The 13,742-nt window shown below is 46.7% G+C and carries 13 protein-coding genes; 5 read left to right on the forward strand and 8 right to left on the reverse strand.

All coding sequences use genetic code 11. From position 1 onward, the window contains the following. Positions 1 to 10: 10 nt before the first annotated feature. The 3 genes from KNO90_RS05600 to KNO90_RS05610 are packed head-to-tail and all read right to left on the reverse strand — an operon-like array spanning position 11 to position 4,286. Positions 11 to 1,351, reverse strand: coding sequence for a phenylacetate--CoA ligase family protein (locus KNO90_RS05600; protein ID WP_214742146.1), 1,341 nt, complete (start codon positions 1,349 to 1,351; stop codon positions 11 to 13). Further along, positions 1,351 to 2,379: an NAD-dependent epimerase gene (locus tag KNO90_RS05605; protein ID WP_214742147.1), complete on the reverse strand. Its 1,029-nt coding sequence runs from the start codon at positions 2,377 to 2,379 to the stop codon at positions 1,351 to 1,353. Before KNO90_RS05605 ends, KNO90_RS05600 begins: the two co-directional genes overlap by 1 nt. Then, complete coding sequence (locus KNO90_RS05610) at positions 2,376 to 4,286, reverse strand: polysaccharide biosynthesis protein (RefSeq protein ID WP_214742148.1); 1,911 nt, start codon at positions 4,284 to 4,286, stop codon at positions 2,376 to 2,378. The genes KNO90_RS05605 and KNO90_RS05610 overlap by 4 nt, the downstream gene beginning before the upstream one ends. 396 nt (positions 4,287 to 4,682) lie before the next feature. Here KNO90_RS05610 and KNO90_RS05615 point away from each other — a divergent pair, with 396 nt between their 5' ends. Further along, complete coding sequence (locus KNO90_RS05615) at positions 4,683 to 5,435, forward strand: homing endonuclease associated repeat-containing protein (RefSeq protein WP_214742149.1); 753 nt, start codon at positions 4,683 to 4,685, stop codon at positions 5,433 to 5,435. 53 nt (positions 5,436 to 5,488) lie between these two features. Here the strand turns inward: KNO90_RS05615 and KNO90_RS05620 are convergent, their stop codons facing one another. The 4 genes from KNO90_RS05620 to speE form a co-directional block, all read right to left on the reverse strand. Then, the gene (locus KNO90_RS05620) at positions 5,489 to 6,445 is read right to left on the reverse strand and encodes a sodium-dependent bicarbonate transport family permease (RefSeq protein ID WP_215113191.1); all 957 of its coding nucleotides are present in this window, start codon (positions 6,443 to 6,445) and stop codon (positions 5,489 to 5,491) included. A 218-nt stretch (positions 6,446 to 6,663) separates the two neighbouring features. Then, a complete protein-coding gene (locus tag KNO90_RS05625; RefSeq protein ID WP_214742151.1) occupies positions 6,664 to 7,023 on the reverse strand; it encodes a Na-translocating system protein MpsC family protein in 360 nt (119 codons plus the stop codon). After that, positions 7,024 to 7,905, reverse strand: coding sequence for an agmatinase (speB, locus tag KNO90_RS05630; protein ID WP_012727428.1), 882 nt, complete (start codon positions 7,903 to 7,905; stop codon positions 7,024 to 7,026). It abuts the gene before it with no gap. Further along, positions 7,902 to 8,741, reverse strand: a complete 840-nt coding sequence (speE, locus tag KNO90_RS05635; protein WP_012727429.1) for a polyamine aminopropyltransferase — start codon at positions 8,739 to 8,741, stop codon at positions 7,902 to 7,904. Before speE ends, speB begins: the two co-directional genes overlap by 4 nt. Before the next feature lie 201 nt (positions 8,742 to 8,942). On the opposite strand from speE, the gene KNO90_RS05640 reads away from it, so the two are divergent. The 4 genes from KNO90_RS05640 (at position 8,943) to cls (ending at position 13,230) form a co-directional block, all read left to right on the forward strand. Beyond that, positions 8,943 to 9,881: an EAL domain-containing protein gene (locus KNO90_RS05640; protein WP_214742152.1), complete on the forward strand. Its 939-nt coding sequence runs from the start codon at positions 8,943 to 8,945 to the stop codon at positions 9,879 to 9,881. 173 nt (positions 9,882 to 10,054) lie between these two features. Then, positions 10,055 to 11,239 (forward strand): chloride channel protein, encoded by a 1,185-nt coding sequence (locus KNO90_RS05645; RefSeq protein ID WP_214742153.1) that lies wholly within the window; start codon positions 10,055 to 10,057, stop codon positions 11,237 to 11,239. Positions 11,240 to 11,304: 65 nt separating this feature from the next. Further along, positions 11,305 to 11,655, forward strand: coding sequence for a hypothetical protein (locus KNO90_RS05650; protein ID WP_215113192.1), 351 nt, complete (start codon positions 11,305 to 11,307; stop codon positions 11,653 to 11,655). A 45-nt stretch (positions 11,656 to 11,700) separates the two neighbouring features. After that, the gene (gene cls, locus KNO90_RS05655; protein ID WP_353048477.1) at positions 11,701 to 13,230 is read left to right on the forward strand and encodes a cardiolipin synthase; all 1,530 of its coding nucleotides are present in this window, start codon (positions 11,701 to 11,703) and stop codon (positions 13,228 to 13,230) included. Here cls and KNO90_RS05660 read toward each other — a convergent pair. After that, positions 13,206 to 13,739, reverse strand: coding sequence for a TVP38/TMEM64 family protein (locus KNO90_RS05660; protein WP_251127331.1), 534 nt, complete (start codon positions 13,737 to 13,739; stop codon positions 13,206 to 13,208). The two genes, cls and KNO90_RS05660, sit on opposite strands and share 25 nt — an antisense overlap. Positions 13,740 to 13,742 lie beyond the last annotated feature (3 nt).

The following is a 13,742-nucleotide window of genomic DNA, read 5'->3' on the forward strand; positions in this document are numbered from 1 at the left end:
CTCCTCTCATCTATGCGTGAAGTCGTTTCACGACCCGCACTTTTCCGTTTTTTTCTTTTTTAATACTGCTGACGCTTTTCATGAATACTTTCATCCGTGATGTAAAGAGGCGCTCGACTTCATTTTTGAGTACCGCTTCATGCTCTGGTTCGAATCGCTCGTCGTCTTTCACATACAACATCTCAATTTCATCAATTTGATACTGAAGCACCTGAATTTGAACGATAGAATTTGGCAACACTCCGACAGCAGCCGTCAAATCACCTTCAAAGACTTTATAACCTTCCGGTGTCTCGACATAGTTCATTTGACGACCATCGATTGATTCGATGATTGTATCTTGGTCATCACACGGACAACTCGTATCACTGATTGTCATCCGATCGCCGATTCGATAGCGAATGAGCGGTGTGCCGTGTGTGGTGAAACTCGTGACGAGCGCCTCTCCAGAAACATCTGTCTCGATGATTCCCATCTCTGGTCGCAAATGCATTTTTCCTTGTTCACATTCCGTCACAATTGGAGCTCCCTCAGAAGAGGCGTATTGGTCAAACACTGGCGCCTGAAACATTTCTTCAAGTAACAAGCGACCCGATGGCGTAAGTGTCTCCGAAGTCGGGAATAACGCGATTGGTTGAAACGATAACGTCTTCTCATGTCTTTTTAAATATTTGGCGATTTCAAGCATATCGGAAGGTGAGCCGTCGAGTGCAGCTGGTTGAAACCGATTCAACGAATCAATGTAATACGGAATCGTCGCCGGATTGGAATGAACGACTGAATACAGCATCTGTTTCATCGGTGCGTTGTATCGCCAATACACTTCACTTTTTTGGGCTCGTGGACAAATCATTCGTCCGGTGAAGCTAGCTCGTTTCATCCCTCGATAAAAACCATGCTGCTCTTTGAAATAATCAAGGTGTGCCATTCGAATTTGATAATCATATTCGGTGAAGCGTACTTGAATCGATTTTCCTGTCGTTCCCCCGGTCATACCGATGATCGGAGCATGAATATCAGAAAAAATGGTTTCATCTGTTCGTAACGTTTCCTTCTCTAATGGCGGAATTCGTTCAAAGTCCTCTAGTCGTTCGAGCGGTAGAGAAATACGATGCTTTTTAAAGATGCGGCGGTAATATGCGTTATGCCGATTACAAAACGTTAAAAATTGATTTAAGTGATTTAACCTCGCATCTGGCGAGCTCCCTTGTGTACGTCTCAGTCGTTCGAGTTCTTGTTGATAGTATGGACCGTATCGCTCCCGGTATAGTTTGATTCCATATAACGAAATCAACCAATTTTGAATGCGAATCGGTGAATTGGCATATATTCGGTCCTGAATCATCCGCATTACTCAATGCCCTCCTTTAGCACTTGATGATAGGTAAGGTACCAGTCAATGAATGCGTTCACGCCGTCTTGAATGGAAGTTTGCGGTTGAAAATCAATCGATTCGTATAGAGAAGATGAGTCCGCAAAGCTAGCAGGCACATCGCCTGCTTGAAGAGGAAGCAAACGAAGGATTGCCTTTTTGCCGACACGTTCTTCAATCGTTCGAATAAAGTCCATCAACGACACGGGTTGTTGATTCCCAATGTTATACACACGGAATGGGACGTCACTTCGGTCAGGAAGCGGTTGTTCATAGTCGAACTCTTCTTCTGCCATCGGTTCGATATCCATGAGTCGGACAATCGACTCAATGATGTCATCGATGTATGTGAAATCACGCTCCATCTCGCCGTAATTGTATACATCGATCGGTTCACCTTTTAAGATCGCCTCCGTGAATTTGTACAGTGCCATATCCGGCCGTCCCCAAGGTCCGTAGACACTGAAGAATCGTAGGCCCGTTGTCTTGAGTCCGAATAAATGACTGTACGTATGAGCCATCAGCTCATTGGCTTTTTTCGATGCGGCGTATAGAGATAACGGATGGTCCACCGGATGCTGTTCAGAAAATGGCATCGCTTGATTCGAGCCATAGACCGAGCTCGATGATGCGTAAATCAACTGATCTACCGGATAATAACGACACGCCTCTAATATATTCAAGAAGCCAACGATATTTGATTGGATATAGGCGTCCGGATTTTCTAAACTGTATCGCACCCCCGCCTGCGCCGCTAAATTGACCACGATTTGAGGTCGCGTTTTTTCAAAGACACGCGTGATGGCCATCTTGTTTTCAAGGGCATCCCGGTATAATTTGAACCGCGGATGGGTCAACACATGAAGTCTTGATTCTTTTAGTCTCGGGTCATAATAATCGTTGACCACATCAATCCCAATGACATGGTGACCTTCTTTTAATAACCGTCGAGCCAGATGAAATCCGATGAATCCGGCTACCCCGGTGACGAGCACTGTTTTCTTCATAACGACTTCCTCCTTTGCGCTGACTCGTTGACTCGCATCCGTACCGGTTCAATTTGTGGACCGAAAATACTTTCCATCACTTCTTCTGGTAATTCGTTATTGGCGACAAATAATAAGAAAGAGGTGAGTCCGTTCGATTGATCGAGCAGATGCTCAATTGTTTTTAAAATCGGATCGACCGATTTAAACGGTCTCGTACAACCGACAAAGATTTTTTCATATACTTGATTCGTATGTTCGCTCGAGGCAAGTAGTTCTTCGAACAACTTTTCACCAGGGCGAATACCACTGAACTGAATCGGGATTTGTTCGAGTGTAAAACCACTCAATGTAATCATTCGCTTCGCAAGATCTACAATTTTGACTGGGTTGCCCATATCGAGTACGAATACTTCTCCTCCGCTCGCGAGCACGCTCGCTTGAATGACGAGACGACTCGCTTCTGGAATGGTCATAAAGTATCGGGTCATCTCAGGATGCGTCACCGTAATCGGTCCGCCTTTTTGAATCTGTTCCTTGAAGAGCGGGACAACCGAACCTCGACTCCCTAAGACATTGCCGAAACGTACAACTGAAAATCTTGTCTCGCTATGTCTCGCCTGCTGCTGCACCACCATTTCTGCCACACGTTTCGTCGCACCCATCACGTTCGTTGGATTGACCGCCTTGTCTGTCGAGATCATGACGAATCGTTTTACTCCAAAGAAATCAGCGACCTCCACCATATTCTTTGTCCCGTAAATATTATTCTTTACGGCTTCCCTTGGGTTGTCTTCCATGAGCGGAACATGCTTATGAGCTGCCGCATGATAGACAACGTCTGGTCGATACTGATCAAACACTTCTGTTAATCGAGCCCGATCCTGGACGTCACCGATGACGGGACAAATTTCTGTATCGGACCCAAGTAAGCGAAGCTCTCGATCAATCGCATATATGCTATTTTCACCATGTCCAAACAGAATCAGTTTCCCTGGATGAAACTTCAGCAATTGACGACAAAGCTCGGAACCAATCGATCCTCCTGCACCCGAGATGAAAATCGTCAACCCGCTCAACGTTTGAGAGATTTCCGAAACATCGAGCTGAACCGGTTCACGTCCGAGTAAATCTTCGATGGCCACTTCTCGAATTTCATTTAATGACACTTTGCCGGATGCGAGTTCCGCAAGCATCGGTAGTGCATGAGATTCCACGCCCGTCTTTTCAATTCGTTTCAGCAGTTGGACGCGATCTCCGTATGGAAGAGAAGGAATGGCCAACACAACCACTTCGATATTCAGCTCTTCAATTTTTCTCTCCAGTAAATCAATCGAACCGATGACCGGTGTTCCGTGAATGTAAAGACGGTGAAGCAATGGATTATCATCCAACACCCCAACGACATGAAGGACGTTGGTCCGGTGTTCTTTCAATTCTTTAATGATTTTTTGGCCCGATTCGCCACCACCAATGACCAATGTCGCTTTCCCGTTCGACACCGGTGCATGAAATTGGAAGAACGACCGTGTTCTTGCGACGAGACGGATAAATAACATTCCGTTAAACGCGATTAAGCTTTGAATAAAAATTGCTTGATAGGAAAAGCCATCCAACAATAAGTAGGATGCAAATAAAACGAACGTATCACTCATGACCAATACAATCGCCAGGAGTTGCAATTCACGCATCGATCCATAGCGCCAGTCGATTCGGTATACCCGAGTCACCCATCCTAAAATGAGAAGAACGAGTGTCTTCAATCCGAGGATTGAGATCAAATCTAACGGATCAGACGTTACCGTTGGATCATTTGCAAAGAATAGGTCAAATGTCACAAAAATTGCGAGTGCCGCAATCGTAATATCGAGTAACATCAAGAGCGCATTTTTTCGATCAATGGGAGACCGAACAGTTGGAGTACTCATCCTTTCACCACCTTCCATCCCAATCAGCTTCGAGTTGATGCTAGATAAGTACCCGTTCAAGATTCACAATTCAAAAGAAAAGAATAGCTTTTTGATACGAATGACATTTCGTCATGAAACGGTTTAACAAATGTGTAATGAGTTTTTCTTTTCTTTTGTGAATATTTTTAATTCATATGGGTATTATGGGAAGTATAAGGTAGGACATTTGGATTATTTTCACTTTGAAATTTTGTTTATGTCGCATTATCCCAAAGCAGTAAACGAATTCACATGTCCTTTACATCATCTCTCGTCACTGAATAATCTTTCTAGCTTTCCTTTAGGACCACCATTGTTTGACCACACCATGACCTTTGAAGCCACAACACGCTTCTGAAAAGGAGAGACATCACGATGAAACGATGGACAGAGCAACAGATCCTCTCATGCCTAAGACAAGCAGCAGACGAACTCGATGAATTTGACACAAAACAGTACACACTATGGGCCCGCAACAAAGACGTCCCCTCCCTATCGACCGTGATCTACAAATTTGGTTCTTGGCGGGAAGCCGTTCAGGCGGCGGAGATTAAGATGTTGTATCGTTATTACTCAGATGAAGATATTTTGACGGCACTGATTGAGGCCTCGGAAGAACTCGAGCTCTTTACGAGCCAGACGTATCGTGCCTGGGCAAAAATTTCACAAGCCCCTTCTTTGACGCTGATCAGTAGCCGATTCGGTTCGTGGTCAAATGCGTTACGTGAAGCCAAACTTCAAACGACGACGGTACGGAACAATGAAGAACGCATCATCCAAGCGTTGATTGAGGCCTCTGAAAAGCTAGAGCGTCTCACGTCCCAACATTACGCGGTATGGGCACAAGAAAAAGGCTATCCGACAGTGGCGACAATCGCTCGAAAATATGGATCATGGAGCTATGCACTTTTCGTCTTGGATATCGCGCCACCGAAACGCAAGTGGGACGAGGAAGACGTCATTGATGCCTTGCGCTTAGCCAAAACAGAGCTACCGCATTTTAGTATCCTTCATTACCGAAAATGGGCTGAAGGTCGAAACGTCCCGAGTACATCGACGATCAATGCGTTGTTCGGAAGCTGGACGGCCGCTTTAAAATGTATGGAGGAACAAAAAGTAAAACAATAACCTACACAGATGAACGCATACAAAAGCGCCGACTCAACAGAGTCGACGCTTTTTCATGTGACGATAGCAATATATAACGGAATGCCAACTAACAAATTGAACGGGAACGTCACGGCAAGGGACAGGGTCAAATAAAAGGAAGGTTTCGCATCTGGGACCGATGCCTGTAACATTGCGGGAGCAGCAATATACGACCCGCTCGCCGCGAGTGTCATCAAGAGAATTGTTCCGCCATCAGATAAATTAGCGATATTCGCAGCGACAAAGCCGACAAGTGCCCCGACTAATGGAAACACCATGCCCATGATCACAAACTTCAAGCCATATGACGGCACCGTCTTCAACTGCTGTCCGACTTTTACCCCTAGACCTAATAAGAATAGAAGTAACACACCTGGGAACAAGTCGACGAAAAATGGTTTGAGCGGTGTGGCATCTGGTGTCACAAGTCCCACGATTAGACCTGCAAACATCAAGAGGATACTTTTCGAGAACAAACTATCCCGTAGCACAGACAGAGAGTTCGTCTTCCCTGACGTGGCCGTGATCCCCATGACCTGTGTTTGATTGTATAGCAGTAGCGCCACAATCAGACCGGGGATTTCAAGGACGACGACCAATGTCGTCATGAACGGCTCGTAGGCGATCCCGAGCCGTTCGAGCTGTGTCGACGCGGCTACATAGGTGACGAGCGATACCGAGCCGAACGTCGCAGCCATGGCAATTCGCTCGGGAAATGAGAATTTAAGTATTCCCCCGACGTAGAACGCGAGTGTCGGCAGTAAAATCCCAATCAACAGCGTCACGGTCAGCGGTAATGCGATGTCTACAAAAGATACCGCGGCGAGTCCCATGCCTCCCTTCAGTCCGATGGCAAGCAATAAGTAAATGTTAAGCGTCGTGCTCAATGCATCCGGGATTGTTAAGTTTGATTTTCCGACTGCGGCGATGACACCCGTCACGAATAAGAGTACCGGGGCGCTCGTCAATAAAAATAAGAACAATTCCATACATTTTCCTCCTTGGCGACAAAAAAGCGCACACCTAAAGAAGGTGTGCGCTGTATGCCGACGGCTCGACTAATCGCTCCGTCAGGCCGACAACTGTCGGTTGATTAAATTGGTCAGTAGCTCCGTAAGAAGATTTCGAAAGCACGCCTCATGACGACTCGTCCAGTCGATCCTCTATACGTCTCTGATTTTTATTTTAAAAAGGTGACGTTTCGTTGTCAATCGGTTTGATCCCAAGGTGCATCTAAACGAAACACGATGAGACGTTCGCCTGTTTTCGTACTGATGTCCGTGTGGAGCGAGACAATCGAACGACCGAGCACTTGCCCGACAATCGTTTCAAGTTGACTCCGTCCGGATTCGACGAGATTGTTGCGGTATTTCTTCAATTGCTCGCGACCCGCCGACTTGATGGCCAAGTCATACTCGGCCGGCGTCAACACCCCTTGAAGTGTGACGATGGCGAGGTCTCGAAGCAGGTCTGCCTTACACGTCAATGACCCGCGCCCCAAGTATTCTTTCTCCCATTGGGTGATACGGGCACTCAGTTCCATTTCCAGCTGACCCTTTTTTCGCATTTACTTCACGAATCCAATCATCATCTCACGAAGAATCTTAGCTGCTGCGATGGCTGTCATATCTGACTGATCGTATGCCGGTGATACTTCGACAAGGTCTGCACCGATGATGTCGAGGTCTGCGTTCGCAATGGCATGTACCGCTTCGAGCAATTCTTTCGTCGAGATGCCACCGATTTCTTGTGTCCCTGTCCCTGGTGCCGCTGAAGGGTCGAGAACGTCGATGTCAATCGTGACATATACTTTTTTCCCAGCGAGTGTCGGTAAGACACGCTTGAGAGGCTCGATGACTTCAAATTGATGCATGTTGTAGCCGACTTCACGAGCCCACTCAAACTCTTCTTTCATCCCTGAACGAATCCCGAACGAGTAACAGTTCGATGGTCCAATCAAGTTTGCCGCTTTTTTGAGCGGAGTCGAGTGTGAAAGCGGTTCGCCTTCATACTCATCACGAAGATCCGTATGTGCATCCAAGTGGAGGATGACAAAGTCGTTGCCATACACGTCATGCATCGCTTTTATGATTGGCCATGTGACGAGATGCTCCCCACCCATTCCGAGTGGGAACTTACCTGCTTTGACAACATCTTTGACGAACGCCTCAATCATATCGAGCGACTTCGGTGCGTTCCCGAATGGAAGCGGGATATCTCCTGCATCGTACACCGCTGCATCTGCCAAGTCACCGTCTAAATACGGGCTATATTCTTCAAGTCCGATCGATACTTCACGAATCCGGTTCGGACCGAAACGTGAGCCTGGGCGGAAGCTGACCGTCCAGTCCATTGGCATCCCGTAAAGAACCGTCTTCGCCTCTGTCACCTCTGGGAGGCTGGCGATAAACACTTTACCTGAGTAGGCTTCATCGAAACGCTTAATCATTTTGTCAAATCCTCCACGAATTTAGGAAGAACGAATGCTGCGTTGTGAAGCTTCGGCGTGTAGTACTTCGTTTCGATATCATGGAAACGTTCAGCTGATACTTGTTCCGGGTCGTATTTCTTCGAACCGATTGTGAACGTCCACATGCCACTCGGATACGTTGGTACGTTTGCCGTGTACAATTTCGTGATTGGGAAGATTTCCTTCACGTCACGTTGAACCGTTTGAATCAGTTCTGGTGTGAACCATGGGTTATCTGTTTGTGCGACAAAGATGCCATCCTCTTTGAGCGCTTTCGAGATTCCTGCATAGAACCCTTTTGTGAAGAGGTTTGCTGCTGGTCCGACTGGTTCAGTCGAGTCGACCATGATGACATCGTACTCGTTTTCTGACTTGGCGATATGCATGAAACCGTCACCGACGATGACTTCTACACGTGGGTTATCGAGTTCACCCGCAATATTTGGTAAGTATTTCTTCGAATATTCAATGACTTTCCCGTCGATATCAACGAGAACCGCTTTTTCCACTGATGGGTGTTTCATAATTTCACGGATGACACCGCCGTCTCCCCCGCCGACAACAAGTACATGTTTCGGATTCGGGTGTGTAAAGAGTGGGACGTGTGCGACCATCTCGTGATAGACGAATTCGTCCTTATCCGTCGTCATGACCATTCCGTCAAGTAACAACATCGTTCCGAACTCGTCCGTTTCGACCATCTCTAGTCGTTGAAACTCCGTTTGTTCGCTCTCATAAACGTGGTTTACACGGAACGTAATTCCGTAATCTTCTGTTTGGTGCTCCGTAAACCATAATTTTAATTTTTGGTCCATCGATAGAACCCCTTTCTGTTCAAAAAGTTGTTCGTATGCGAGTGGCGTTTTGAGGCGCTTCTTAATCATACGATAGGAAGTATACAAAACCTGTACCCATTTTGCACGATTTTTTTGTGGAACTGATTCAGAATGTGAGTTTTTTGTGAGATACGACCGATATACTGAATGAACCAATTCTGAATCGAAAGGTGGAATAGTATGTGGTCACCCTGTGCTTCTTGTAACACAACCATTCCTTTGATTGCTCAAGGAACGCTCGTCACGAAATTCAAAGAATACTCTTATAAATCGTTTGAAGAACTCGACACACTCCTTATGCATGCGGACGGAACGGTTTACTGTGTCGATCCTGAAACGAACCGTCAGACACCGCCGCTTGAGGTCGAAGCGCTACAAGATCAGCTTGCCAATCGACACATCATTGAACAGATTCAACATGGGACGTTCGAGAGCCATCTCCAACCAATCATCTTCCTCAACTCGAAGGAAACGTTTGGGTACGAGGCGCTCCTCCGTAGCGGCGCCAACATCTCGCCCTATGATTTATTCCGGACGGCAAACCGTTTCGGCCTACACTCAAAGCTCGATCAACGCGCCCGCGCCGAGGCAATCAAAGCAACGTTTGAAGCCGTCGCCCCTCACCAAAAGACATTCATCAACTTCTTGCCCTCGACGATTTACAACCCGGACTATTGTCTCCAGCATACGTTCGATATCATCGACCGCTATGACCTCAGTCCAGATCGTTTTATCTTTGAAGTCGTCGAGACGGAAAAAGTACACGACGTCGATCATCTCCAACACGTGTTTTCCACATATAAACAACGCGGGATGCAAGTCGCGCTAGACGATGTCGGGGCTGGCTTCTCGACGATCGATATGCTGAAGCGACTCGAACCGGATTACGTTAAAATTGACCGTTCGTACATCTCGTTTTGTGATGAAGATGCTGAAAAACGTACATTCCTCAAACAAGTTCGTGAATTGACCCACTCAATGGGGATCACACTTCTTGCTGAAGGTGTCGAACGCGCGGAAGAGGCAGATGTGTGTCGTGAACTCGGGTTCGATTTGGCACAAGGTTATTTCTACGGGAAACCAGTCCCAGCCAATCAATACAAGATTGAAATTTCATAATCCCTACCTAAAGTGCAGGAATCGGCTTCGTCGACATCCTGTGCTTTTTTTAAGTAAAAATACTTTCTCCAGCATTCTCATGTTGTTTCATCGATTTTTAGGTTTCGGTCAGAGGTGTTCAGGAGATAGCCTATTATAGAAGATGGATGTGCGCGGAAAAGGTGGGTGAAAAGATGAAATCATGGATTGTCAGCGGATATGCAGTCGTACTTGGAATCATCATCGGTCTAGTGAGCTGGCTCTTCCTGTCTGTCGTATACAAAGGAATACACTTCGTCTGGCATACGGTGCCCGAGCAATTCGACTTTCCTTTTTATCTGTTTCTCGTCCCGGTTCTCGCCGGAGTAGGAATTGGTCTATTGCAACATCGCTACGGTCGGATGCCTCGCCTCATGCCCGAAGTGATGGCAGAACGAAAAGATACCGGTCGCATCGACTATCGCGTGATCGGGTTCACCACGTTGACTGCCTTACTCGTCTTGATTGGAGGCGCTAGTCTCGGTCCTGAGGCCGCGCTCGTCGGAATTGTCGGCGGACTCACGACATGGTTCTCCGAGCGCATTCGCCACGTGCGGCAAGAGTTAGGAGAATTACAGGAAGTGGGGCATGCCGTCGTTCTCGGGATCGTCTTCAACGCACCACTGTTTGGTGCGATTGCGGCCGAAGAAACTGAACAGAAAAAACAACCGATGTTAAACCTTCTTGCGACACTCGCCGGACTCGGAACGTTTTATCTGCTCAATCAACTTGATGAACGTCCGCCATTCATCATTAAATTCCCGGCAATCGAGAACGTTCAAATCAGTTGGACCATACTCCTCATCGTTCTATCCGGCATTCTGCTCGGTTGGCTCTATTTGTTGAGTGAGCATGCGCTCATGCGACTGTTTTCAAACGTTCCAATTCTCTTTCTTACCGTGCTCGGAGGCGTCGGAATTGGTAGTATGGCACTCCTTTATCCGGATTTACTGTTCTCCGGTGAAGAGACCATTCTCGAATATGTAGAAGAGTGGCGACTCGTCCCACTCTACATTCTCCTCCTGTTCAGCGTACTGAAATTACTGTTTACGGCATTTTGTTTAGCGACGGGCTGGCGTGGTGGACACATTTATCCCCTTCTCTTCTCTTCTTTCACGCTCGGTTATTTTTTTAGTTTGTTATTCGGACATGATATGACGTTCACCGTCGTCCTGACGACAAGTGCTTTACTGGCGACAGCAATGCGACAACCATTGGCCATCATCGTCTTACTCGTACTATTCTTTCCACCGAACAGCTGGCTTTATGTGTTTGCCGTCGTGGCAGTCGTTTCCAAAATTCCACTCCCCTCGTTCATTCATTCTCCAGTAAAACCTTGAGTTTCAGAATGAAAAAAAGGGTAAAAGATGAATAGTTATGCACTTTCTCGAAAGGAGGAACGGTTGTGAGCGAATACGAAATGGCCATTGAGAACCTCATTGATGCAGTCAGCTCGGATTGGATTAGTATTATTTTAGCTATTTTAGTCGTGATTATGGGGATTGTCGTCTTCATCTTTGTCATCATGACGATTGTCGACATGTTTTTATCCAAAGATATCGTTTGGGGAATCGTTGAAGTCATCGCTCTATTCGTCGGACTGGCTGTCTTATTGTCCGTCTTCTACTATTGGAATCGAAATCGGACAAAAGCACAGTTTGCCCTTTTCCTCGTCTTGTTCTCTCTCGCAGTGAATGTATACTTTTTCGCCCGTTATGCGGACGAAATCAACGCTGTTTTAAATAGCGTGTACTAAAAAACGAGGGGGAAATCCCCTCGTTTTCATCGTATCGGAAAGGTGGTGTTTCGTTTGAAACGTCGTGTCATTCAATTAATGACCATGGTCGTCAGTGTTATCGCTTTAGTCGGCCTCTTATTTTGGTTAGATATTCTCATACCTGTCCTCATTACGATTGCACTTTTAGCCCCATTCATCGTAGGATGGCAAATTTTGTTCGATCAGGTCCTTCCTCAAGGAAAACTCGCCTGGTTATTGGCCGTATTTCTCCTTCCGTTCATCGGAGTGATCGCATGGGTCATGTTCGGACGTACACCACGTCGCCATCGACGCTTTAAACGCACGTCATCTGAAATCCGTATGCTCCGGCAAGCAATCGAAAGCGAGAAAATCGAAACCTCGCCTGACATCGTGAGTTCCTATCCATTGACGCGCACACTCGAAAAATTAGGCGCATCTGGTGCCGATGGACATACCTCGACAACGCTCCTCCTCAATGGGGAAGAAAAATTTGATGCCCTATTAGAGGCCATTAACGGGGCGACTGACCATATCCATATTCAATACTATCTATTCCGAACAGACGAAATCTCCTTGAAGGTTAGAGATGCTCTCATTCAAAAATCGAATGAGAACGTGACGGTTCGTTTTTTATACGATGGACTCGGTAGCCAAGAAATCGGTGAAGACTTCATTCAACCGTTACGTGATTCACGTGTTCACGTCCAGGCGTTCGATCCAGTCTTACATCCATACCTCGTCTTTAACGCCAACTTCCGCAACCATCAAAAGTTAATCGTCGTAGACGGACGAGTTGCGTTAACTGGTGGCTTGAACGTAGGTGACGAATATTTAGGTAAAAATGAGAAGTTAGGGTTCTGGCGCGACACCCATCTCCGTCTCGAAGGTCCTCTCGTCCGAGAGCTTCAACAACTTTTTGTCGAGAACTGGTTATATGCTGGTCAAGGGACGACCGATGAAACATGGGACTTATTTGCAGATGGTGAACACCTTTCCCGCTACTTCGTGAATGAACCGAAAGGACAAAACGGTGCAATCCAACTCCTCGTCACGTCTCCCGGAAGAGATGTGACCATTCGTGACGGATTCATGCGCTTATTGATGGAGGCAAAAGAATCCATTTGGCTCACAACGCCATACCTCATTCCGCCACCTGAACTATTGGCTATTCTCGAAGTCGCAGGACGAAGCGGCGTCGATGTCCGGCTCGTCGTTCCAGGAAAAGGTGATGAATGGTTCAGCTATCATGCCTCCGAATATTATTTTGAGGAGCTGTTGAAACGGAATGTGAAGATTTATAAATATAATCGACATTTCATACATGCCAAAACCTTACTGATTGATGGCAAAATCGCTATGGTCGGATCCGCTAACTTTGATTTCCGAAGCATGTTTCTCAATCATGAGATGATGGTGGCACAATTTGATACGACATCCATCAAGAGACTACATGAATCATTTTTAAAAGATTTCGAAGAGTCGATTTTAATCGACTGGGCGATGTTACGGAAAAAAACGACCGGAAAACGATTCGTCGAAGCGTTTTGTCATATCTTTTCGCCGCTTCTTTGACGCGTTCGCCAAACGAGATATACTATGACGACAAGACCTACTAACAGCAGTTGCCAGCCGATCGTCAACCGCATCGCCGCCGTTACCGCAAGTCCTTCCATCATGAGCGCCGGGATTTTCCCAAGCGTACTGGCGATCGCGAACGATCCAAGCGTCATGCGACTGAATGCTGCCGATAACGTGACAAGGCCAGACGGCACAAACGGCATGAGACGCATGCCGAGAACGAGAAACCATGCCTCTGCCCCTCTCGACGCTCGAAGACGTTGAAAACGTCCACCATCCGGGGACGTATAACGGTACAATGCTTTACGATAAAGAATAAAGCTCACAATAGCACCGATTGCCTCTCCGACTATCGAGATGAGGATACCTGGAACGAGACCGAGGACACCGACGTTGACTGCTGTCAAAAACGCACTCGGTAAGACGCCGGCGACCGCAATCACACTATTCAATAACACACTGACGATTAAAAATATAGGGAGCGGGAGCAGTTCCCATTCCATAAC

It is taken from the genome of Exiguobacterium sp. s63 (assembly GCF_018617335.1).
Classification (GTDB): domain Bacteria; phylum Bacillota; class Bacilli; order Exiguobacteriales; family Exiguobacteriaceae; genus Exiguobacterium.